At 62.1% G+C, this 22,239-nt stretch carries 18 protein-coding genes; 6 read left to right on the plus strand and 12 right to left on the minus strand.

Translation table 11 applies throughout. The annotated features are described in order from the left end of the window. Positions 1 to 319: 319 nt before the first annotated feature. Together F0M18_RS10125 and groL are read left to right on the plus strand one after the other, a co-directional pair. Positions 320 to 634, plus strand: coding sequence for a co-chaperone GroES (locus F0M18_RS10125; RefSeq protein WP_149611313.1), 315 nt, complete (start codon positions 320 to 322; stop codon positions 632 to 634). Then, positions 631 to 2,259, plus strand: a complete 1,629-nt coding sequence (groL, locus tag F0M18_RS10130) for a chaperonin GroEL (protein ID WP_149611314.1) — start codon at positions 631 to 633, stop codon at positions 2,257 to 2,259. The genes F0M18_RS10125 and groL overlap by 4 nt, the downstream gene beginning before the upstream one ends. A gap of 119 nt (positions 2,260 to 2,378) precedes the next feature. Here the strand turns inward: groL and F0M18_RS10135 are convergent, their stop codons facing one another. From F0M18_RS10135 to F0M18_RS10145, 3 genes are read right to left on the minus strand one after another with little or no spacing between them, the layout of a single operon-like run. After that, a complete protein-coding gene (locus F0M18_RS10135; RefSeq protein ID WP_316838470.1) occupies positions 2,379 to 3,635 on the minus strand; it encodes an MFS transporter in 1,257 nt (418 codons plus the stop codon). 38 nt (positions 3,636 to 3,673) lie between these two features. After that, positions 3,674 to 3,946: a TMEM165/GDT1 family protein gene (locus F0M18_RS10140; protein WP_149611316.1), complete on the minus strand. Its 273-nt coding sequence runs from the start codon at positions 3,944 to 3,946 to the stop codon at positions 3,674 to 3,676. A 46-nt stretch (positions 3,947 to 3,992) separates the two neighbouring features. Next, complete coding sequence (locus F0M18_RS10145; protein WP_188109674.1) at positions 3,993 to 4,631, minus strand: TetR/AcrR family transcriptional regulator; 639 nt, start codon at positions 4,629 to 4,631, stop codon at positions 3,993 to 3,995. Between the two features lie 193 nt (positions 4,632 to 4,824). Here F0M18_RS10145 and F0M18_RS10150 point away from each other — a divergent pair, with 193 nt between their 5' ends. Beyond that, on the plus strand, positions 4,825 to 7,401 hold the full coding sequence (locus F0M18_RS10150) for a TonB-dependent receptor (protein ID WP_149611318.1): 2,577 nt from the start codon (positions 4,825 to 4,827) through the stop codon (positions 7,399 to 7,401). A 2-nt stretch (positions 7,402 to 7,403) separates the two neighbouring features. Continuing rightward, the gene (locus F0M18_RS10155; protein WP_149611319.1) at positions 7,404 to 8,345 is read left to right on the plus strand and encodes a hypothetical protein; all 942 of its coding nucleotides are present in this window, start codon (positions 7,404 to 7,406) and stop codon (positions 8,343 to 8,345) included. An 18-nt stretch (positions 8,346 to 8,363) separates the two neighbouring features. Here the strand turns inward: F0M18_RS10155 and F0M18_RS10160 are convergent, their stop codons facing one another. The 3 genes from F0M18_RS10160 to F0M18_RS10170 all read right to left on the minus strand — a co-directional run bounded on the left by F0M18_RS10160 (position 8,364) and on the right by F0M18_RS10170 (position 13,114). Beyond that, on the minus strand, positions 8,364 to 8,942 hold the full coding sequence (locus F0M18_RS10160) for a DUF4410 domain-containing protein (protein WP_149611320.1): 579 nt from the start codon (positions 8,940 to 8,942) through the stop codon (positions 8,364 to 8,366). Between the two features lie 219 nt (positions 8,943 to 9,161). Beyond that, complete coding sequence (locus F0M18_RS10165; RefSeq protein ID WP_149611321.1) at positions 9,162 to 10,994, minus strand: ABC transporter ATP-binding protein; 1,833 nt, start codon at positions 10,992 to 10,994, stop codon at positions 9,162 to 9,164. A 50-nt stretch (positions 10,995 to 11,044) separates the two neighbouring features. Beyond that, entirely contained in the window at positions 11,045 to 13,114 is a 2,070-nt protein-coding gene (locus F0M18_RS10170) for a S9 family peptidase (protein WP_149611322.1), read from the minus strand. Between the two features lie 205 nt (positions 13,115 to 13,319). Here F0M18_RS10170 and F0M18_RS10175 point away from each other — a divergent pair, with 205 nt between their 5' ends. Continuing rightward, positions 13,320 to 14,054, plus strand: coding sequence for a hypothetical protein (locus tag F0M18_RS10175; protein ID WP_149611323.1), 735 nt, complete (start codon positions 13,320 to 13,322; stop codon positions 14,052 to 14,054). On the opposite strand, the gene F0M18_RS10180 is transcribed toward F0M18_RS10175, so the two are convergent. The 4 genes from F0M18_RS10180 to F0M18_RS10195 form a co-directional block, all read right to left on the minus strand. Beyond that, complete coding sequence (locus F0M18_RS10180; RefSeq protein WP_149611324.1) at positions 14,051 to 15,514, minus strand: SDR family NAD(P)-dependent oxidoreductase; 1,464 nt, start codon at positions 15,512 to 15,514, stop codon at positions 14,051 to 14,053. The genes F0M18_RS10175 and F0M18_RS10180 overlap by 4 nt on opposite strands. Positions 15,515 to 15,644: 130 nt before the next feature. Further along, complete coding sequence (locus tag F0M18_RS10185) at positions 15,645 to 16,481, minus strand: Rossmann-fold NAD(P)-binding domain-containing protein (protein ID WP_262500906.1); 837 nt, start codon at positions 16,479 to 16,481, stop codon at positions 15,645 to 15,647. A 28-nt stretch (positions 16,482 to 16,509) separates the two neighbouring features. Then, positions 16,510 to 17,682, minus strand: coding sequence for a carboxylate--amine ligase (locus F0M18_RS10190; RefSeq protein ID WP_149611325.1), 1,173 nt, complete (start codon positions 17,680 to 17,682; stop codon positions 16,510 to 16,512). 219 nt (positions 17,683 to 17,901) lie between these two features. Next, positions 17,902 to 18,705, minus strand: coding sequence for an SDR family oxidoreductase (locus F0M18_RS10195; protein ID WP_149611326.1), 804 nt, complete (start codon positions 18,703 to 18,705; stop codon positions 17,902 to 17,904). A gap of 190 nt (positions 18,706 to 18,895) precedes the next feature. Here F0M18_RS10195 and F0M18_RS10200 point away from each other — a divergent pair, with 190 nt between their 5' ends. After that, positions 18,896 to 19,486, plus strand: a complete 591-nt coding sequence (locus tag F0M18_RS10200; protein ID WP_149611327.1) for a carboxymuconolactone decarboxylase family protein — start codon at positions 18,896 to 18,898, stop codon at positions 19,484 to 19,486. A gap of 26 nt (positions 19,487 to 19,512) precedes the next feature. On the opposite strand, the gene F0M18_RS10205 is transcribed toward F0M18_RS10200, so the two are convergent. Then, complete coding sequence (locus tag F0M18_RS10205; RefSeq protein WP_188109675.1) at positions 19,513 to 20,616, minus strand: D-2-hydroxyacid dehydrogenase; 1,104 nt, start codon at positions 20,614 to 20,616, stop codon at positions 19,513 to 19,515. A 217-nt stretch (positions 20,617 to 20,833) separates the two neighbouring features. Continuing rightward, positions 20,834 to 22,036 carry a DUF418 domain-containing protein gene (locus F0M18_RS10210; RefSeq protein ID WP_149611329.1) on the minus strand — a complete coding sequence of 401 codons (1,203 nt, stop codon included), beginning with the start codon at positions 22,034 to 22,036 and terminating at the stop codon, positions 20,834 to 20,836. Between the last annotated feature and the right edge of the window lie 203 nt (positions 22,037 to 22,239).

Here is a 22,239-nt window from a genome sequence, read left to right on the forward strand (position 1 = left end):
GGGCCCGGGAATTGTCGCTGGAGAGACTCTCCGATTGTTATGGGTGACCCGGATGGTGCAGGGTCCTGCGGGGTCAACGGTTCAGGTGAGTATCCTGGCCGTTCGAACCCTGAACCGTTGACCCCGCGGGACCAAGGAGCCGAAATGGAATTGTCCTCTCGCCCCGGTGAGTGACTTGTCTTCGTTTCAGGCCAGGAAATTTTTTTACAGCGCCCCTTGAATTTTTTTTAGCTGAACCTATGACGCGAATCAGGGAGGCCCTATCGCGCCTCCCGGGCTTGATTGAATCGACAATTCGTTTGTAAAGGAGGATCGAATAGTGGCTATCAAACCCCTCTATGACAGAGTGGTAGTCCGTCGAATTGAAGCTGAGACGACTACCCGCGGTGGAATCGTGCTGCCCAGCGCAGCGACCGAGAAGCCCAACCAGGGCGAAGTACTGGCCGTGGGTCCAGGCGCATTGCTGGACAACGGCGAGACTCGCCCGCTTACCGTGGCCGTGGGTGACCGCGTCCTGTTCGGCAAGTACACCTCGTCCGATTGCCAGATCGACGGCGAGGAACTGCTGATTATCAGGGAGTCGGACATCCTGGCAGTTGTTGAACATGAGCAATCTGTGGAGGAAGCAGCATGAGTGCCAAAGAAATCCAGTTTTCCGAAGATGCCCGTGAGCGCCTGTTGCGTGGTGTGAACGTGCTCGCCGATGCGGTGAAGGCCACGTTGGGGCCCAAGGGGCGCAACGTGATCCTGGACAAGAGCTTCGGTGCGCCCAAGGTCACCAAGGACGGCGTATCCGTTGCCAAGGAGATCGAACTTAAGGACAAGTTCGAGAATATGGGTGCGCAGATGGTGAAGGAAGTGGCGTCCAGGACCGCCGATGTAGCGGGCGACGGCACCACTACCGCTACCGTGCTGGCCCAGGCCATGATCCGCGAGGGCCACAAGGCTATTGCCGCCGGTTTCAATCCCATGGACCTGAAACGCGGCATTGATGCGGCGGTAAAGGCGGCCATCGATGAACTGCACAAGTTGTCCAAGCCCTGCGATGACAACAAGGCCATCGGCCAGGTGGCCACCGTGTCTGCCAACTGGAACGCCGACATCGGCGACATCCTGGCAAAGGCTATGGAAAAGGTCGGTCGCGATGGCGTGATCACCGTCGAGGAAGGTAAATCCCTGGAAAACGAACTCGATGTGGTCGAGGGTATGCAGTTCGATCGTGGCTACCTGTCACCGTATTTTGTCACCAACAAGGACAAGATGCAGACAGAGCTGGAAAACCCTTACCTGCTGTTGTTCGACAAGAAAATCAGCAATATCCGCGACATCCTGCCGGTGCTGGAAGAAGTGTCCAAGGCCGGTCGTCCGCTGCTGATCATTGCCGAGGACATCGAGGGCGAGGCGCTGGCGACGCTGGTGGTGAACAACCTGCGCGGCATTCTCAAGGTCGCAGCAGTGAAGGCTCCCGGCTTCGGTGATCGCCGCAAGGCGATGTTGCAGGACATTGCTGTGCTCACCGCCGGCACGGTGATCTCCGAGGAAGTGGGCCTGAGTCTGGAGAGCACCACGCTGGAACAGCTCGGCAGTGCCAAGCGCGTGGTGATCACCAAGGACGACACCACCGTCGTTGAGGGTGCCGGCGAAGCTGGCGATATCGAGGCGCGGGTGGCGCAGATCCGCACCGAGATCGACAACAGCAATTCCGACTACGACCGCGAAAAGCTGCAGGAGCGGCTGGCCAAGTTGTCGGGTGGTGTTGCCGTGATCAAGGTCGGCGCGGCCACCGAGGTGGAAATGAAGGAGAAGAAGGACCTCGTTGACGACGCCCTGCATGCCACCCGTGCCGCGGTGGAAGAGGGTATCGTGCCCGGCGGCGGCGTCAGCCTGGTGCGTATTGCCGACGCTGTCCGCGACGGGGTAGACACCGCCAACGAGGACCAGGCCATGGGCGTCAAGATCGCCCTGCGGGCCATGGAAGAGCCTTTCCGCCAGATCGCGCTCAACGCGGGCGTGGAAGACAGCGTTGTGCTCAGCAAGGTACGCGAGCACGAGGGCAGCTACGGCTACAATGCGCAGACCGAGGACTACGGCGACATGCTCGAGATGGGCATCATCGACCCGACCAAGGTCACTCGCTCGGCGCTGCAGAATGCCGGCAGCATAGCCGGCTTGTTGATTACCACCGAGGTCACGGTGGCAGACAGGCCCGAGCCCAAGGCCGCGGCAGCCGGCGCCGGCATGCCCGATATGGACTTCTGATCCAGGGCTGTCCCCGTTCACGCCCCGGCCGCCGGTGCCGGGGCGATTTCTGCAGCACCCGGCAAGATTCAACTCCCCCCGTTAAACTCGCGGGCCGGCACCTTCGCAGAGCCTTGCCGCTATCCAGCCGAATCGGCCCGCAGTTTGCGTCGCCGTGAATACAGCCATACCAGCATGAGCATGGACAGCACCGCGAAACATAGCAGCGCGGGTGGGAAACTGTACCGGTCGGCGAGCCAGCCCATGGCCAGCGCTCCGAGTGCCGGGGCACCCATGGCCAGCATGGTCCACAGGCTCAAGACCCGTCCGCGGTAGGCATCATCTACCAGCAATTGTGCCAGTGCCTGGCTGGTGGTGCCGGCGACAGTGGTGATCAGGCTGACCAGTGCGATCACCACAACCACTGCCTGCAGGCTGGAGGCATAGCCGAGGCCGGCCACCAGGATCGCCCCGGTGGCCAGCGCCCCGCCGAGCAGACGCAGCAGGCGCTCCTCGCCGCTGCCCTGGCGACTGACCAGCAGCCCGCCCAATATCGAGCCCAGCCCGGCACCGGCGGTCAGTGTGGCCAGGGTGGTTGGCCCCCCGGACAGCAACTGCCCGGACAGGGCCGGCAGTAGTTCGATGACAGTGCGGCCCAGCAGCGCATTGACCAGGGTGAAGCCAAAGACCAGGCGAATGGGGGCGTGGCGACGGGTGTAATGCCAGCCGTCGGCCAGCTGCACCAGGAAGCGGTCATGCGCCGCTGACTCCGGGCCGCGCGGCGCGCCGGAAATGATCATCAGGAAGGGCAGGGCACAGAACATCAGCAGCGCGGCGGCGATAAAGGCCGCCTCGGCGTGGGCGACGCTCAGCAGCCAGGCGCCCAGTGCCGGCCCGAGTATGCGCGAGGTATTGAAGGTGATCGCGGAAAAGCCGATGGCGCTGGGCAGTGACTCGCGCGGTACCAGCGCGGGCACCAGGGCCAGCCGCAGCGGTGTGTGCGCCGAGGTGGCCACCCCCAGGGCGGTGGCAAACAGCAGCAAAGCGGGCAGGGCGTAGAGGTCCAGCAGCATGGCGGTAGCCGCGGCTGCCGCCACGGCACCCTGCAGGATCACGGTGATCAGCAGGCCGTTGCGCGGATTGACGCGGTCGGCAACGATGCCGAATACCGGGGACAGCACCAGCGCGGGTGCCAGCATGAGTCCGGCCACCGCGCCGACCCAGGTGGCCGACGCTGTCAGCTCCCAGGCGCTCCAGCCGAGCAGGAAGCGCAGCGTCCAGCTGCCCAGGGTGGAAAATACGCCGGCCGGAAAATATCGCCGGTAGTCAGCCGATCGAAACGCATTGCGATAACTGCGCTGATCGCGCCGGTGCGGGTCCCTGCTAGGAATGGGTATCGGGCTCCATGGTCAGATAGCGCTGGCGGGAAAAGACTTCAGGCGCGGTAGAGGGTGAACAGGCCGATGGCGATAAAACCGATACCGGCGATGTAGTGCAGCAGCTTCTCGTTAATGTACTCAGACAAAAGGCTGCCCGCCAGTACCCCTATTGCCGACGCCACGATCAGCGCGCCCGAGGCTGCCGCGAACACCAGGTACTTGTTGACCTCTTTGTCAGCGGCGAAAAGCATGGTCGCCAACTGGGTCTTGTCACCCAGTTCGGCGATAAAGACGGTGGCAAAAACCGTGATGAAGATTTTCCAGTCCATTCAGTAATCCCGATGTTGTGGCGCTGATGGGAACAGGGTCCTTGCGTCAGCTGCTGAGCTTCGCGACCCGTTCCAGCATGCTGGTGATCTGTTCCCAGCCCGCCTCTGTGTCGAGGTCGACACCGTTGAAACTGGGTGCGCTGTTGGCGCGCAGAGCCAGGTAGTTTGCCGCCGCCTGCAGTATGAAGGCCTTGGCCATGTCGTCATCGTTGTGGAAGTCGGGGTCCTGGGTAATCAGTGCTTCATGCGACTCGCCCAGCTGTTTGCGCACTGCCTCCAGCAGGCCAGGCAATGTGGCGCCGGGCCGCAGATCATCAGACAGTACATGACAGGCGGCGGGGCGATTGCGCAGCATACTGGCATAATTGGCGCAGATTTTCGCCAGCCGTTCACTGGTCGGTAGCTGGCGAAATTCGTCCAGATCGCCGCCGGCGATTTCCTCTGCCGTGGGCTTGAGGTCAGCACGACGCATCCACGCTTCCGCCAGCCCTTCCAGCCCGCCAAAGTAATGATAGACCAGGCCTTTGCCCACGCCGGCTTCCGCCACCACGGCGTTGATGCCCAAACCGGTAACCCCTTCCTTGAGCAGCACGCGCTCAAAGGCATCGATAATTCGCTGCTGTGTCGCCTTCGCCTTGGCGCCTTTCTCGCGCTTGCCAGCGGGGTTTGTACTGGACTTGCCCAACCTGGATGCTCCGATGGTGATAGCGTTCGCAGTCTACAAGAGATCGCCGGAGATGACCTTATCGCCGTGTCAGGGCGGCGGTCAATAAAAAGTTGACCGCACGGTCAATTTTAGGTATTCATAGCATCTCAATAATAACGAAAACCTTCCTGGGGCTACCCAGGGCAACGTAATCACATCAGAGGGCATCGCTATGAATCCCGGGATCAACACTCGCTATCTGGCCCTGGCTGTCGCCATTGCCAGTGCACAACTATCGCAGCACGCTGCCGCACAAACATCCGGCGTGGATTCGCTGGAAGAAGTGGTAGTAACGGCCAGGAAGCGCGTCGAAAGCGTGCAGGACGTACCTATTGCCATCGATGCCCTGGACGCCCAGCGTATCGCCCAGCTGGACATCGCCTCTACCCAGGACGTGGCTCGCTATACCCCGGCATTGACCTTCGACGTGGGCGCGCTGCCCAATGACACGCGGCCGTCCATCCGCGGCGTCAATGCCGCGCGCGGTCGCCCGAACGTCGCCATCCTGGTGGACTTCGTGGATGTTTCCAGTGAGGCGATGACGGTCGCCGGCGGCGGCATTACCGCCAACCTGCGACTGCTGGACATGGAGCGAGTGGAAGTGGTGAAGGGGCCGCAGAGCGTGCTCTACGGCCGCGGCGCCTTCTCCGGCGCGGTGAACTACATCACCCGCCGGCCTAGCGAAGAATTCGAAGGCAGCGTCGACGGTGACTACGATGAGCACGGCACGTATCGCCTCGGCCTGTCGATGTCGGGTCCGCTGGTTAGCGACACCCTGCTCGGGCGCCTGACCCTGTCCAGCTACGACCAGTCGGGCTGGTACGACAATCCCAACACCGGAGCGGAACTGGGTGACGGTGACTCCCAGGGGGGATCGCTGGCCCTGCAGTGGAACATTAACGAAGAGTTCAGTGCCTACTTCCGGGCCGAGCATTCGGAAGATGAGTTCAGCCCGCGTGCCGAGGCCTTTGTGCGTTCCGTGAGCGAGCAGTTTGATCCCGCAGTGAATTTCCTGGCCACGGGAACGGTTACCGACAATGCGACCCAGCTGCCTTACGCGTTTGATGGCACAGCCTGTAACGGAGCCGACCGCCAGCAACCCTACTGGGACAGCTTTGGCATGGGGCCTGCCTGCCGGCCGATCGTTACCGGCGAACTGTCAGCCAGGGAAAAGGATATTGATCTCAGTGCGGACCCGCGCACCGGCAGGGACTTCAAGGGCTCTGAGGTAGACAACACCCGGCTGCACCTGGAGTTGAGCTGGGCGAACGATACGTTCGCCGTCAATTACCTGTTTGGTTACACCGACAACCAGTTGCAGATGCAGCAGGATTTCGACATGACCGACTACAGCATCTTCGGCATGCCGGGCTTCGGCAGCCAGTTCGGGATGTCCGCCATGTCGCAGCAACAGGTGGACACCGAGCAGTGGAACCATGAAATCAGGGTTGCCGGTGATCACAACCGCTGGCACTGGATGGTCAGCGCGCTGTACTGGCAGGAAGACATGGATGTGGCCTTTGATGACGAGTGGTGGCTGCGTGAAGGCGCCGACAAGCAATCTGTGCTCGATCTGTTCAATGAGTTCGTATTCTTCTACCTGCCGCCTCCGGGCATCACGGAGATCGCCACCGGCCCGGGCAACACCCCGGCCACGCCGCTGGCCCGCGAAACCGAGCACTGGTCACTGGCCGGCAGCCTGGCCTATGACCTGACAGAATCCCTGACCTTCACCTTCGAGGGCCGTTATATCGACGAAACCATCGACTACCGAGGGCGCGCTGAGGATGTCTCCTTCTTCTCCCTGTTCGGCAGCGACCCCGCGTGGGGCTTTATTTTCGGCCCTGGCCAGATGACCGAGAACTCGGTCAGCGAGACGGAGTTTGTTCCGCGGGCGATTGTTGACTGGTCGCTGGATGATAACCAGTTGCTCTACGTCTCCGCGGCCAAGGGCTTCAAGCCCGGCGGCGTGTCCACGGTCGATGCCAATGGCGACGTGTCTACTGGCGAGTACAAGCCGGAAGAACTCTGGGCTTATGAACTCGGCTACAAGTCGCTGTGGCGCGACGACAGTATTCGCTTCAACGCGGCCGTGTTCTATTACGACTACACCGACCAGCAGGTGCCGTACTTCTTTACCGACCCCGCTACCGGCCTGCTGAATACCACCGTGCTCAATGCCGGTGAAACCGAGGTCAAGGGCGCCGAGTTCGAACTGGTGTGGAACTCGATCCTGCTTGATGGGCTGTCGATTACCACCTCCTATGTGTACTCGGACTCCGAGTACTCCGATTTCAATACCCGTGAAATCCTGCTGGAAGCGGGCGGTGTGCCGGATGCCAACTCATTAGCCCTTGCCGGTAACAGCGACGCTGATTTCAGCGGCAACCAGGTGATAAATGCGCCGGAACACGCGGCCTTGCTTGCCGGGCGCTATGAATTCGGCCTCGGTGACTGGGACAGCTACGTGGAACTTATCGGAAACTACCAGTCCAAGCGCTACGTCGACCTGGGCAACCGCGCCTGGCTGCCGTCTCGCTGGATAGCAGACTTCTATGCGGGCATCGGCAACGACACCTGGGACGCCACGCTCTATGTCACCAACCTGTTTGACGAGGACAAAGCGGACAGCGGCGTGACCAATGTGGACTACGGTCTGCTGCCGGACACCCAGAGCGTGACCTCAGCGGCGAATGTGGTACTGCCCAAGCCACGCACCTTTGGCATTCGCGCCAGCTACCGGTTCTGATCATGGACGCTTCACTGACAGAGACACAGCCGACCGCCGGCAGATTTGCCGGCGCCCTGCGCCGACCGCCGGTGCTCGGGCTGATGCTGTTACTGCTCATGGTGGCGGAAAAGATGTTGGCCCACACCTACACGGTGATCACCATTTACGTATTGCCGGCGCCGTGGAAATACTGGGTCCCCGGCCTTATCGGCTGCCTGGGTGTTTGGCTGATCATCCGCGGCATGGGCAAGGATGAGGTCAAGGGCACCATACAGGGCTACCTGGGTGCGGTGCTGGTGTGGATGTCCTGGTTCGAGAGCGGGCTGCCACTGCTGGCCCGATACGAGGAGATTCCGACCTTCCTGCCCGAGGAGGGCAACAGGATGGCGGGCCTGCTCGGCGAGCACGTGCTGCTGCAGGCCAGCGGGATTTTCTGCCTGGTGACACTGTTGTTCATCATGCTGAACAAGGATGTACGCTGCCGCATGCTGCTGTGGATCCGCCGCCGCATCGGCCTGGAAGTGGTGGGCAAACCAACCCAGGGCTATCGGCCCAACGTCGCCCGGGTCGCGGCCTTTGAATACTTCTACGTGACCTGGTTCATGTACGTGGTGATGCTGATACTGATCGATCCGAGGTTGTTCGGCCTGTATCACCCGGTCACCTATATCGGATCAATCCTGATCGTGATGTGGGGGATATACCTGGCGTTCAAGCTGACACAGCAGCGCGAGGTGGGTCTGAGCATACGTTATGCGATCGGTACTGTGGGCGTGCTCTGGTTCATCCCCGAGATGGCCGCCCTGTACGAGGTGCTCTACGAGTTTTATCTCTACGTGGATAAACACCCTGTTGCCATGGCAGTGGTGCTGGCCGTCTTCATCTTTATCCTGCGGGTGTTGTGGACAACACCCATTGACGCGAAAACAGGGCGTTCCGCCAGCGTCTCCGGCAGACGCTAGCAGGCGGCCCCGGCGATGCTACGGCGCGCCGCTATCGGCGAGGCCGGCGATAAATGCGGCCACCCGGTCGCCCAGGATCATGGCGCCCTTTGCGCCCTGGGGTTCACTGCTGCCCCAGCCGAGGCCATTGCGGCAATCGGCAAAATCCGCGAGCTTGGTGCCGCCGGCGTCCGTCAGTTGGCCGGAAATACACACCTTGCTCTCGCCGGCGCCAAAACCGACCCAGACGCGCAGGTTCTGGCTACCCGGGTCCAGGCGGGTGAAGTGCCCGGTCAGGCTGAGGGTATTGGCTGCGGGTGCATCTTCTGATTCATCCAGCGTGACGGCGGTAAAACCCGCCTCGCGCAGTGAGGCGACGATATCCGTGGCCAGCAGGTGGGGCGCTGACCTGGCCATGGTCCTGGCGGTATCCTCGTGCCGGGGGTTGCCGAGGTCGGCATCTTCCGTAGAGAACAGGTGTACGTGCAGGGGCTGGGATTTATCCAGTTGGTCAGTGTAGGCACGGGCACTGTCCATCTGCTCACCGGCCCGGGCGCCGGTGCCACTGAACATAACCAGCGCAAGGCCGATGGCGAAAAACGGTTTCTGTCTTAACATGACGTCACTCTTCCTGGTGGGTCTTGGTTGCCATTAGTTATAGAACAACGCTTCGATTCTGCCATGATTCAGCAACAGCGAGCAGCTGTGTCTACGCATTGGGTGGCATGGATGATTACATTTTTTTTGCCAGTCCGCGCGGATAGCGGCGTGCAGTACCCGTCCCAGCCACATCATCACGCCGCGTAGCGCGTGCGCATTCAGCGCGGTCCGGCGCCACTAGTCTGCGGCAAGGAACCCGCCCGACTGGTATTCCCAGAGGCGCTTGTAAATACCGCCCTGTGCCAGCAATTCGCTATGGGTGCCCGATTCCACCACGCGCCCCTCGTCCAGGACTACCAGCCGGTCCAGTGCGGCGATGGTGGACAGCCGATGGGCAATGGCGATTACTGTCTTGCCTTCCATCAACTGGTAAAGGCTGTCCTGTATGGCCAGTTCAACCTCCGAATCCAGCGCCGACGTGGCCTCGTCCAGCACCAGGATCGGCGCGTCCTTGAGGATCACCCGGGCAATGGCGATGCGCTGGCGCTGGCCGCCGCTGAGTTTGACACCGCGCTCGCCCACTTTCGCATCCAGCCCGCGACAGCCGGACTGGTCTTCCAGTTCCTGGATAAAGTCCCAGGCCCTGGCTCGATGGATCGCTGCCAGCAGGTCTTCTTCGCTGGCGTCCTGGCGGCCATAGAGTATGTTGTCGCGCACGGAGCGGTGCAGCAGGGAGGTGTCCTGGGTGACCATGCCGATATTGGCGCGCAGGCTGTCCTGGGTGACATCGCGAATGTCCTGCCCATCTACGCGTATTGAACCCTCGTCCACGTCGTAAAAGCGCAGCAGCAGGTTGACCAGGGTGGACTTGCCCGCGCCTGAGCGGCCGATAATGCCTACCTTCTCGCCCGGGGCGATAGCCAGGTCGAGCCCCTTGAACACCGGGCGACCGGCGTTGTAGGCGAAGTGCAGCTGCTGGAAATCGATGGCGCCGCGCGTGGTCTGCAGGTCCCTGGCGTGTTCTGCGTCTGTCACCGTGATGTGCTTTGACAGTGCTCCGGCCCCGTCTTTCACTGTGCCCACGTTTTCGAACAGGTCCGATACTTCCCACATGATCCATTCGCTGATGCCGTTGAGCCTGAGGCACAGGGCGACGGCGACGGCAATAGATCCTGGCGTAATGCTGCCATGGAACCAGAGATAGATAGCGGTCAGGCCCACGCTTAGCAGCATTATCGTATTGTTGATGGCCACGCCGGTTTCCATCCAGGTAACGAGGCGCATCTGCGGGTGCACGGTGCCGAGGAATTCCTCCATGCCCTCCCTGGCGTAGGTGGACTCGCGGCGGGCGTGGGAGAACAGTTTCACCGTGGAGATATTGGTGTAACTGTCTGCGATGCGCCCGGTCATCATCGCCCGCGCATCGGCCTGGCGCTCGGAAACGCGCTGCAGGCGTGGCAGCAGCAGGTAGAGCAGGCCAACATAGCAGGCGAACCAGAACAGCATGGGCAGCATCAGCCGCAGGTCGGTGGTGCCCAGCAGCACCAGTACCGAGAGAAAGTAGACGGACACGTAGACCATGATATCCAGCAGCTTGATTACCGTTGAGCGCACTGCCAGTGAGGTCTGCATCACCCGGGTGGCGATGCGCCCGGCAAACTCATCCTGAAAGAAACTCAGGCTCTGGCGCAGCAGGTAACGGTGCGTCATCCAGCGTACGATCATGGGGAAATTCCCCATCAGGCTCTGGTGCAGCAACAGTGAGGAGATCCCCACCAGCACCGGGTAGGCAATGATCACCGACAGCGCCAGCCAGAGTAAGTCCACACCCGGCCCGGAAGCGAAGGTCTCAGGGGATTCCACCGCCAGCAGGTCAACCAGGCGGCCCATCAATTCGAACAGGTATACCTCGACCACGGCAATAGCCGTGCTCAGTAGTGCCATCAACAGCAGGTAGGGTTCCAGGCCCCTGGCGTGGTGTCGACAGAACTGGTAGACGGATCCCGGTGACCGCGTCGGGGCAGCGGACGGGAACGGATTTACCAGCTTTTCAAATAGCCTGAAAGGCATAAAAGTACGATGTCCTGTGTCCGGGTGAGGGGGCTGCGCGCAGCCCGGTATTAGTTGGCCCCGGGATCAGCGTCAGCGCCCGCTGCTTCCGGCCCATGGCGCGAAAACCATTCCAGGATGGCTGCGACCTTGCCGAGCATCTGGCTGGGCCGCTTGTAGATGCTGTGGGAAGCTCCCGGCATCCTCACCATAGCCGTTTCCACGCCCTGGAGTTTCAAGGCCTGGTAATATTGCTCGGTCTCCGCCATGGGGGTGCGCAGGTCTTCTTCCCCGGTCAACAGCATGGTCGGCGTGGTAACATTACCCACCAGCGACAATGGCGAGCGCTCCCAGTAGGCGCGCTGGTCTTCCCACGGCATCTTATCGAACCAGTAACGCACGAAGTAGGGCGAGTTGTCTGCCGTGAGCACGAAACTGGTCCAGTTAATGACGGGCTTGGCGACTACCGCAGCCCGGAAGCGGTCGGTCTTGCCCACGATCCAGGCCGTGAGCACGCCACCACCGGAGCCTCCGGTGACGTAGAGCTGTTCCGGGTCCACGTAGCCCTTGTCGATGACCGCATCCACGACGGACATCAGGTCATCGTAGTCCTGGCTTGGATAATTGTGGTGTATCAGGTTACCAAAAGTCTCGCCATAGCTGGTGCTTCCGCGAGGATTGGCGTACACCACAACATATCCCGCGGCCGCGAACAGCTGTATTTCTGCAGCGAAGTGTGGGCCGTAGGCGGCAAAGGGTCCGCCATGAATCTCCAGTATCATCGGGTAGCGCTTGCCGGGCTCGAATCCGGGGGGCAGCGCCACCCAGGCCTGTATGTCCAGCTGGTCATGGCTGGACTTGACCCAGAGTTCCTCAACCGGCGCCAACTCGCGATAGGGCAAGAGATTGTCGTTAAGTCCGGTCAACAGGCGGTTGCGAGCAGACCGGCCTACCGCGATTTCGGCGGGGCGGGAGGCCGTCCCAGCGGTATAGGCATAGACGTCGCCGCCGCCAACGGCAAAGTCCGCCCGGGTATAGGGGCGTCCCAGCGCTTTGCCACCGAGATCGCGAGCAAGCTCTGTCAGTTTGCCCGCCAGGGTGGTGCTGGCCAGCACCGTGTCGCCCTTGTCATCGTACTGGAAAAACAGCCGCCGACCGTCGGCAGACCACTGTGGGTTGACGACACTGCGGTCCAGGTCGGCCAGCAGTTCGCGTTTGTTGCTGCCGTCGCTGTCCATTATATAAAGACGCTGCCGGTGGTAGCCCATGCGCCTGTCATCCCAGCCGGTCCAGGCGATGCGTTTGCCATCTGCAGATACGGCCAGGTCGCTATCGGGGCCCTCGCGTTCCGTCAGTGCCTTGATGTCCCCGCTGGCGACATCTACCCGGTAGATCTCGGTGTTGGCCGGTCGCGTGGCCCAGTCCGGGTTGCGGTTGGCGGAAATAAACAGCGACAGGCCGTCGGCGGACCAGGCTATGCCGCCGTCGTGATGAAAGTCTCCCCGGGTAACCTGGCGTGGGCTGCCCCCGTTGGCGGGCATGACAAATACATGGTAGTAGCCATGCGGTTTGTCGCCACTGCCATCACTGCGGTATACGCTGCGTTCCACGACCTCTGGTGTGGGTGCCCACTCGGCGCCCTCGGGCTTCGGTGGCAGTTCGCCCATGGTCGGTGCGGCCTGGGGAACGCGCATGGAAAATGCGAGCCACTGGCCGTCAGCTGACCAGGCCAGGTGTCTGGCTGTCTCCGGCAAGCGGGTGAGCTGCGCACTGCGAGCGTTGTCCAGCCAGCTCACAAAGATCTGCGAACCCACATCATCGCGGCTGACATAGGCCACCCTGCTGTCATCCGGAGCCAGCACGGCGCCACTGATATAGTTGACGCCACTGGTGAGTGGCTGCTGTTGCCCGCTTTTGATATCCACCAGCCAGAGGTTGGCAAGGGACTTGTCGGTCATGATGTCCATGGTGTGGCGCGTATACACAACGCGACTACCCCGGCTGTCCACCAGTGGCTGGCTCGCGTAGCGCAGCTGGAACACGTCGGCGGGTGCAAAGGCGGGCGTCGCCATTGTGCTGCCTGCGCCCGTTAGCAGACCCAGTAGCGCTGAGCCGAGTGTGACAAGCGAACGTATGTTCATGGCTTTCCCTTACTTGTATGCTGCGACGGGCCGGTGCCTGATAAATCAGTGGCGGTGGTGGCTGCCCATCGCTCGTGGCGCTGGCGCCATGCCTCTGGTGAACGCTGGCGCCACGCTGCATGAATACCTGAGTGGGGCGCTAGGCTATACCGACTGGCGTACGGTTTCCACCTGCGGCCAGTCATTGGATTTGAGGATTGTGTGTATGTTGGCTCATCGCAATAGTGAAAGTCGCCGGATGCGCCCTGCTTACGGCTCCATCCTGGTGCTGTGTTGGTCGCTGCTGACGCTTCCGGCGCTCGCCGATGGCGAAGTAGTGCTGTCGCTTGATTTCGTAAACGAGGAGGACCTGTCCGCCTACGAGTGGCTGTACAGCCGTGACTTTGAATTGGAAAGGGCAGCCGATGACCGTGACAAGATCGAGTTCTTCCGCGACGAGGGTGGCCTGAATATCCGCACCCGGGAGCCGGCTTTCGGTCTCGCCGTGCGCAAGTTGTTGGTACCGGCGGCCCGACGCATGCGCCTGCACTGGGGGGTCGCTGACTACCCGCAGGGTGCCTCCTATCAGCACGGTATCGACAACGAGGCGGTTATGGTGATGGTGTTCTTCGGCGAACAGCGTCTGCCCAGCGGCGAAGTGTTCATACCTGACAGCCCCTATTTTATTGGTTTCTACCTGTGCCCGCCCGCTGGTGACGACGTGGACCAGCCCTATAAAGGGCACCACTACGAGAAGACCGGCCGCTATATCTGTGTCCAGCATGCCCAACCCGGCGAGGCGGTGGTTAGCGAAGTGGATTTGCAGGCGGTGTTTCTTAACAGTTTCGGCCTGCCGCGCATGCCTGTTGTTTCCGGCATTAGCATCGAAATCGATACCACAGATGCCGGCAACGACGGCCACGCCGCCGCGTTTATCCGGCGGCTGGATTTTATGGACTAGCGGCCCGCTTTGCGTGCTTTCACGGCTGCTTTGCGCGGTCGCCCGCGCTTGCGCGCAGGGCGCGTCGAGGCGCGTAATTCGGCCAGCGTCGCCAGCAGTTCATCGCGGTCTGCAGGTGATTCCACCGTGCGCTCGGTCACGTGACTGGGATGTTGCTCGCGGTCCAGCCAGAACTTGCCACTAACCTGCCCGGCCTCGGTAGCGGCTGCAAGCCACACTGCCGTGTCGGCGCCCTGCTCGGGAGAGCGCAGCAGTGGGCGGGTGAGTTTGTAAAACGCGGGCAGGGCGGTTTCCACCCCGGGGGTGTCGGCCCAGCCCGGATGCATGGCGTTGACCACGATGCCGTCGTCGGCCCAGTCGCTGGCCCATTCCTCGGTCAGGATCATCAGGCCGCGCTTGGCCCGGGCATAGGCCACGGAGCCGGAATAGCGGCCGCGCTGGCTCTGCAGGTCGCGTACGCGGATTTTCTGCGAATACATGCCGCCGGACAGCACGTTTACGACGCGCGGCGATTCGGCCGCAGCCAGAGCCGGGCGCAGTCCTTCGGTGAGGATGTAAGGCGCCAGCAGCAACAGGGCAAAACTCTTTTCCAGACCCTCCGGCGTCTGCTGGCGCGGATTGAACAGGGCGCCTGCAATATTGATCAGCATATCTACCGGGCGGCCTGCTCGCAGCAGGCGATCTACCAGTGCGTGCACGTCCGCCATCAGGGACATGTCCGCTACTTCCACGGCGATGTTCTCGTTGCCGGTTTCGGCGCTGATTTCCGCGGCAACGGCTTCTGCCTTGTCGCGGTCCCTGGCCACCAGGGTGAGGGCAGCACCCAGGGCCGCCAGCTCCCGCGCCGCAGCCAGGCCCACGCCGGAGGTGGCGCCGGTGATCACCGCGTGCCGGTCGTGCTGGTAAGCGGAGACCGGATTCCAGCGGCGCTTGGCCTCGCTGTAACCCAGGCGGGTGAAACGCCAGATCCCGGGCAGTATCAGTTTGTCCGCCACCGCCAGCTTCGGCGACGCCTCGGGTGCATCGAAGCGGTCCTCGAGGGCGCGCTTGAGCCCTTTCATGGTGTCCTTGCCAACCTTGTCCATGGCTGCAGGATAGAGCTGGTGCGCGGCCACGAGGGGCCTGGGGAACTTGAAGCGGGCGACGTAGCGCACCCGGGTGCCACCGCGGATGGCTTTGAAGGTGATCTCTTCTCGCGCCGTGAAGATTTTGGAGTCCACGTCCATGAGCAGGCGCTGCTCCGGCTCAAAGCCGATCATGGTGTACTGCAGCGAGAACCCTGCCTTCATGTCTATGCGAAAGCGGGTGCCAATGCCGGTGGTGCCCTCGCTCAATTTGGTGCCTTTGGCAACGCCGGGATCCCACTCGTCAATGCGGTTGAATTCGGACACGTAGGCAAACACCTCGCTGAGCGGGCGTTTAACTTCAATGGTCTCGTCTAGTGTGATGGTTTTGTCCATGGTGACTTCCCTGAATTGATACACCACATACGTGCGAATACCGGGGGCGGATCAGCTCGGGGCGCTGTCATCTGGGGCTTCTACCGGTCTGCAGGCGTGCCGGGAGGCCGGCTGGCAGAGCGGGCGCTGCTTACCTGAGCCCGGTGCGTTCGCGGTATGCCGCGGCATAGCGCCGGGCATCCCGGTTGTCGATCAGCACACCGCTGGGCAATTCGGTGGTGCGCGAGCTGATTTCCAGCATCGCGCGGCCCAGGTCAGTACCGCGAATGACCAGGTGCCCCGGTATCAGCAGCGGTTCGGCCAGGTAAATCAACAGGTTGGCGTTTTCCTCGGTCGGTCGGATCCAGCCGGAGCGGTGGCCGAATGTGCGCAGGCCGGTGCCCGCCGCCATTTCGGCCACCTCGCGCTCGGCGCGGCCCTTGTCCTGCGCCCACTGCGCGCGTTCCTGCTCGCCGGTGCCCATGCCGGTGATGTAGTGAAACGCCATAGGCCCTTTACCTGATCTCGCCGTTAGCCACTCGCGCACAAAGGCGGTGGGAAAGTCCACGTGGATACGGCGATACAAATCAGGGTCCATGCCCACGGAGGTGGTGCCCAGCGCCCACATCACCGTGTTGACCTCGGCCAGTTGCGCGCGCAGCCCGCTGTAATCGGTGAAGTCCTGGTGCAGGATGACTTCAACCCGGCCCGCTGCCTGGCCTGCTTCCAGGCGCGGCGACAGCCGACGGGTGACGGCGTAAATCTTGTCCACCTCGGCGTCGGCCATTGCCGCCTTGAGCACGCCGTCACCGGCGGAGCCGGTGGCGCCAAATACCATGACCACGCGGTTGGCATGGGGATCTCTGTCGGCATCTGTGGTCGGGGAGAACTTGCCGAGCGTGACAGCGCCCCAGATGTTAAGGCCGATCAGCAGCGCGACAAAGCCGATAAACAGGCCGAAGAGAAGTTTTTTCAACAAAGCGAACATGGCAATTCCTCATTTCGATACAGTTTTTTCAGTCCGTGCCTCGGCTGCCTGCGCATGACAGCAACCATTTCTTCAGCTTCGTTAGCATGCGCCTGCCAAGTTTCCCGAGATAGGCGCAAGCCGGCATCGGGTCTCGACAGTTCCACACGGGATGGCAGGCCTGGAAACTGTGCGCCATGGTGCGAGCTGTTTCCTGAACGGCCTGGCCTGTGTTCAGCCTGAAACTCCTGCGCAGGTCACCCTCGAGTGACTGGTAGCGACAGCGGGTGCGCTGTTCGCCCCGTACTGGCAGTGGCCGCTCGGTGGCCAGGCTGGCCCAGTCGGCGATCATCCTGTAGCCGGCGGCGTGCGGTAGCGCCAGGCCGCCATAGATGCGGCCGTTGAAATCTGTCAGCAGCGGATCACCATCTCCGCGGACCCAGAACTGCAGATCGGCCAGTCCGAACCAGTTTACCTCGGCAAGCAGGGCCGCGACCTGACGCGCCAGTTGCGGGTCGACGGGCACGATCTCAGCCCGTGCCGATTGCCCCGAGGCAGACGCCCCCAGCACTGTGGTGAGGTGGTTTGTTCGCTGGACGATATTTGATTGCCGGTCGCACAGTGCGACAAAGTGCAGCGGCATACCTGCTACAAACTGCTGCAGGATCGGCTCCGCTCCCGCCGCGCGAATGCGCTGCATCGCTGCAAGCGCCTCGTCCCGGTTTTGGGCAATTGCTTCCTTGACGCGCTGCCTGTCTGCATCCGGTGACCAGTGCAGGCGAGCTTTCACTACCAGCGGATATTGAAACTGCGCCAGCGCCGGCTCGGTCGCCAATGCCGTCTGCGGCGATCCTATGCCAATCTTGCAGGCGAGGGAATGCAGCGCGAACTTATCGAAGCTGCGTTCGACATTTTCGTGCGCGCTATAAGGGACCTGCGCCGTCAGTTGCTCACGAAATCGCGACAGCGCCAGCACCTCCGCATCGCCGGTGCCCAGTAAGACCTCGTACTGGCACTCACGGATGGCTGCATTGACTGCGCGCAGGAAGGACTGGATATCGGTTCCGGGCCGGGGCACACAGTGCCAGCGGCTAACGTGTCTGGAGAAAGCGGCAAGATCGTGGCGTTGCTCGCTACCGAGCCCCACCTGCCAGCCACTTTGCCCGAGTTCGCGGATGGCGGTCAGGGCACCCACGCTGTCACCGATGACAAGCACCTTCATGGCGCGACGAAGAATGCGTGACGTGATCGGGCGGACATCAAGAGAGCCTTACAATGCGAATTCAGCAACCAATGTAACCAGAAAACGCGCCCGGCGCTCGCAAAATTGTCTGCGTGTGAAAGCGTACTGTGTGCTGGCGCTTGCTGTTCGTATTGGTAGCTGCTTTGTAGCGATCCAGTTGCCGTGCAAGCCATAAGCCTCAACCGCTCGCGCCGGCCTTCAATGTTGCAGGCGCAGCAGGTAGCGTTCGTTGGCGATAATGTCGTCGGCACACTGCAACATGTGATCCAGGTCATCGCGCACGTGGATCATGCGCCCGCTCAAGCGGTCCGCCTCGCCCGTGGCCAATCGACTGCAGAGACATGCCGCGGCTTCGGGAGGAAACACCCAGTCATCGTCCATGCCCTGATAGTCCGGGTCCTGTGCGCGCAGTATCTGGTCGTATTCCCGGCCCATGTCAGTCCAGACAAACCCGGGGCTGATGGCGAAGGCGCTCAAGCCGGCGTCTGCCACGTCGGCGGCCGTGCCCTCGGTGAGGCGCAACAATGCGGTCTTCGACGTGGAGTAGGCGGAGCTGCCAGGTCCCACGGAGTTGCCGGCATAAGAGGCCACATTGATGATACGACCTTCTCCGCGCGCCAGCATGCCCGGGAGGACCGCATGCGTTGCCAGCAGCGGGCCGCGAAGATTGACTTCCATTACCCGCCACCACTCATCCGGGTCCATTTCCCAGAGCGGACCGCCGCTGCCGATACCGGCGTTGTTCACCAGCAGTGTCAGCGGCCCCAGTTCCCCGCCGACGGCGTCGAGCGCAGCGCGCAGGGCCGCGGCGTCAGTGACATCACAAGCCTGGTGTAGCGCCGTGCCGCCGCTGGCGCGAATGCTGTTCACGGTTTCCTGCAGTGAGGCATCTGTGCGCCCGATTACCGCCACCGCGGCATCCTGCGCCGCCAGTTCCTGCGCGATCGTACGGCCGATACCGCGTCCGCCGCCGGTCACTACTGCCACCTGGCCCTTGAGCATGAACTTTACTCCGCCTGCGATTGTGTCCAGTCATTGTAGTTGAAAGGCTGACGAATGGCGGCCGGCCCACGCTGTCGCCGGACAGGCCGGCTGCAACTATACTGACTGCATCCCGCCTGCGGGCTGGCAGCGAGTCGGCAACAAGCGCTTGTCAGCTGCGCAGCACAGCAACTGTAACGAGGAGTGCTTTATGAGTCGCATCAGCAAGATCCCGGTGGAAGACTGGGACCCGGAACTGGTTGCCATGACGGCCGGCGATACCGCCACCGTGATCGAGCAGGGCATCACCAGAATGCTGGCGCATACCCCGGAGATGGCCAAGGGCGCCATTGGCTTCGGCGCCGCGATCGCCATGAATCGCACCCTACCCGAGCGCCTGGTGGAACTGGTCAGGCTGCGCGTGGCGTTTCACAACCAGTGCCGCAGTTGCATGGCGATCCGCTATTCCAGCGCCAGTGATGTGGTGAGTGAGGACCTGGTATGTTCGTTGGAACAGCCCCAGGAGGCGGACGACCTGAGCGCAGCGGAGCGCGCCGCCATTGACCTGGCGGACCGCTTCGCCACAGATCACCTGTCGATTACCGATGCGCGCTTTGCCGCTCTTGGCGAGTACTTCACCGAGGCACAGATCATGGAGCTGCTGTTACACCTGGCACTGTATGTGGGCATGGGCAGGTTGGCTGCGACGCTGGATATGACGGAAGAACTCCCTGAAGCCTTCCAGGCCAGCTTCGGCGAAACGGTGACCCCCTGGGGCAAGGAGCCGGTGCCGGTGCGCTAGCCAGCGCTCACCAGCCGGGCATGTCGCTAGTACCCGCGCTGTATATCCACCACGGACAACAACGCTTCCCCGGCGACATAGCGGCGCAGGTTCTCGGCGACCAGTGCCTGTATGCGCTGCAGGGTTTCCGCGGAGGTCGCTGCCACGTGCGGGGTAATGATGACCCGGGGCGTTGTCCACAGGGGGTGATCCGAGGGCAGCGGCTCCGGGTCAGTCACATCCAGCCCGGCACCGGCGATTTGTCCGCTGTTCAATGCATCAAGCAGGTCTGCGGTGACCGTGGTCTGGCCGCGACCGACGTTGATGTAGTAAGCCCCCGGCTTCATGGCGGCAAAGAATGAACCGTCGATCATGCCTTTGGTGGCGTCGGTGAGCGGCAGGGCATTCACTACCACGTCCGCCTCGGCGGCCAGTTTCACGGCCTCGTTGCTGAGACCGACATAGTCAACGAAGTCCGGACCTTCGCGGCGGCTGCCCCGGGTAGCCACCACGCGCATGCCCAGCGCATGGGCGCGTTGCGCGACCTGGGTGCCGATGCCCCCGAGGCCGACTACCAGCATGGTGCGGCCAGACAGCTCACCGAACCCGCGCAGTGTATTGGTGGCGGAGCGATCCCAGTTGCCCTCGGCCTGGTTGCCGTGGAAGATGTCGAGGCCGCGCAATAGCGCATAGGTCATGGCGATGGCGTGGTCCGCGATGGTCGGGCTGCTCAGGCGCTGGCCGTTGGTGAGCACAATCCCTTCCTTTACTCTGGGCAGGGACACGCAGTTTTCCACGCCGGCGAAGTAAACCTGAATCCAGTGCAGCTGATCCGCATTGGCCAGTACGGACTGATCGCATATGCCAATTACGGCCTGGCTGCCGGCCACTGCGGCAGCGGCCTCCTCGGCGTTGGCCACGGCGACCAGCTCCACCCCGGGGGCAGCGATCCTGAGCTCGTCTAGCAGTTGCGGTCCGAATGGCGCCCAGACCAGGATGCGCTGTGGTTTTTTCCAGCCCGGCAGGTCTTTGGATGCGACGTCTGCCTCCCGCAGGTCCAGGCCCTGGAGCTCTGTCGGGAGTTCCGTCGCCGCCGTGGAAAGTGAAAGAACCAGGGTAAGGAGACCAGCGAGGCGTGCATGAATCTTCATTGTTTTACATTTCTCCAGCTGTGCCGACACGTCGGTAGCGGTTGCGGTGTAGGAAGGCACAGTATGGCAGCAGTATGGGAATTGCCAACTGTCGGCAGTTTTTATCCGCTGCCACGGGACAGGATGCGGGAAAACGCGCATGTGTTGCGCACTGCCGCGGCAACAGTACCGGTCAAACCGATACGTATGCAGCAGCCAATGGATGCTGGCGCTTGCGTCAGCCTTTCAGGTTGGAGCGGAACTGGCCCGCGGTCAGGCAGCCCCAGAACCATTCCACCGGGCCCTGTTTGTAGCGGCGTAACCAGGCCAGGGCCATGACCACCTGCGCGGCGTAGATGGCAAGTGCCAGCAACCAGAGCTGCGCCAGTCCCATGGTGGCCCAGTAGCCGAGGCCGACTCCGTAAAAAATGGCGATACCGATAAGGGTCTGCCCGAGGTAGCTGGTGAACGCCATGCGCCCGATCAGTGTCAGGGGGTACAGCAGCGCCTTGCCTCGGCTGCGCCTGAAGACCTGGGCCAGCAGCGACATGTAGGCGAGCGCCAGCAGTACCTGCCCGGTAACGGCGACCAGCTTCAGCAGCAGGTCACTGCCGGAGGCAGACCAGTCGCTGATGTTGGTGCCGGTGAGCCGCGCCGTGGCGGTGGCCGCCAGGCCCAGGCCCAGGTAACAGGCCAGGTAGCGCAGGTCGTAGATGCGCGTGAGGAAGTAGCCGCTGCGGGAGAGGTAAAAGCCGAGAACGAAGAAACCGAGTACGCGGGAGATGCGGCCATTGGGGAAGAAATCCAGCCAGCGCCAGTAGAGGTTGTGCAGATTCACGACGAATACCTCGCCCCAGTCGCTACTGCCGAAAGCGGCGGAGATGGTTTGCGGGCTCATATCCGGGTAGGTCATGTGCGCCACCGCTTCCGGTTGCGGTGGCTGTGAGGCTGTGAACACTACCCAGGCGTGCGGTAGTGCAAAGCAACACAGCAGGGCCAGGGCCAGCGGAAGCAGGCGCTCACAGGGCGTATTGCGCAACAGCACGAGAACAAAGGCTAGCAGTGCATACAGGGTCAGAATGTCACCGGACCACAGCAGCGCATGGGCCAGGCCGAACAGCAGCAGGAAGCCCAGGCGTCTGCGGTACTTGCTGAGAAAAGGAGGCTGGTTGTGCTGGTTCTTCAGATACTGGATGCCAAAACCGGCACCAAATAACATCGAGAAAATTGCGTAGAACTTGCCGTCCACCAGCCAGTAATGCAGGTGATTGAAGAGCGCGTCCAGTTCATAGGCGGGCAAGGATGCGATGTCGGTGAAGGCGATGAAGCGATAACCGCTCCAGCTGCGAATGTTAGCAAAGAGGATACCCAGTACGGCCATGCCGCGAATCGCGTCGATGATCTCGATGCGTCCTTGCGGGGTTGCTCCGGTGTTGTTCATGTTATGTCCTGGTACCAGCGCGGACGCATCGTGTTGTGGCTGTGAACGTTGTGGCGGTGCAGTTTAACCCGAATTGCCCCGGGCCCGAAAAGTTTCAACGGCTTGAATCCCACGGGTGCTCATGAGCCTGGTGGTGCGCGCCGCAGTGTTGCTCATGCCTCGAGAGCAGACTTGTATTCAGCTGCAGGTGGGCTAAGGTCAGG

Origin of the sequence: Pseudohalioglobus sediminis, from assembly GCF_008370495.1 — a bacterium.
Classification (GTDB): Bacteria; Pseudomonadota; Gammaproteobacteria; order Pseudomonadales; family Halieaceae; genus Halioglobus.

Excerpts from the sequence above, each read along its gene's own strand:
- groL (WP_149611314.1), top strand. The coding sequence starts at position 631 with ATGAGTGCCAAAGAAATCCAGTTTTCCGAAGATGCCCGTGAGCGCCTG.
- F0M18_RS10140 (WP_149611316.1), bottom strand. The coding sequence starts at position 3,946 with ATGGACTGGAAAATCTTCATCACGGTTTTTGCCACCGTCTTTATCGCC.
- F0M18_RS10150 (WP_149611318.1), top strand. The coding sequence starts at position 4,825 with ATGAATCCCGGGATCAACACTCGCTATCTGGCCCTGGCTGTCGCCATT.
- F0M18_RS10155 (WP_149611319.1), top strand. The coding sequence starts at position 7,404 with ATGGACGCTTCACTGACAGAGACACAGCCGACCGCCGGCAGATTTGCC.
- F0M18_RS10160 (WP_149611320.1), bottom strand. The coding sequence starts at position 8,942 with ATGTTAAGACAGAAACCGTTTTTCGCCATCGGCCTTGCGCTGGTTATG.
- F0M18_RS10165 (WP_149611321.1), bottom strand. The coding sequence starts at position 10,994 with ATGCCTTTCAGGCTATTTGAAAAGCTGGTAAATCCGTTCCCGTCCGCT.
- F0M18_RS10170 (WP_149611322.1), bottom strand. The coding sequence starts at position 13,114 with ATGAACATACGTTCGCTTGTCACACTCGGCTCAGCGCTACTGGGTCTG.
- F0M18_RS10175 (WP_149611323.1), top strand. The coding sequence starts at position 13,320 with ATGTTGGCTCATCGCAATAGTGAAAGTCGCCGGATGCGCCCTGCTTAC.
- F0M18_RS10180 (WP_149611324.1), bottom strand. The coding sequence starts at position 15,514 with ATGGACAAAACCATCACACTAGACGAGACCATTGAAGTTAAACGCCCG.
- F0M18_RS10185 (WP_262500906.1), bottom strand. The coding sequence starts at position 16,481 with ATGTTCGCTTTGTTGAAAAAACTTCTCTTCGGCCTGTTTATCGGCTTT.
- F0M18_RS10190 (WP_149611325.1), bottom strand. The coding sequence starts at position 17,682 with ATGAAGGTGCTTGTCATCGGTGACAGCGTGGGTGCCCTGACCGCCATC.
- F0M18_RS10195 (WP_149611326.1), bottom strand. The coding sequence starts at position 18,705 with ATGCTCAAGGGCCAGGTGGCAGTAGTGACCGGCGGCGGACGCGGTATC.
- F0M18_RS10200 (WP_149611327.1), top strand. The coding sequence starts at position 18,896 with ATGAGTCGCATCAGCAAGATCCCGGTGGAAGACTGGGACCCGGAACTG.
- F0M18_RS10205 (WP_188109675.1), bottom strand. The coding sequence starts at position 20,616 with ATGAAGATTCATGCACGCCTCGCTGGTCTCCTTACCCTGGTTCTTTCA.
- F0M18_RS10210 (WP_149611329.1), bottom strand. The coding sequence starts at position 22,036 with ATGAACAACACCGGAGCAACCCCGCAAGGACGCATCGAGATCATCGAC.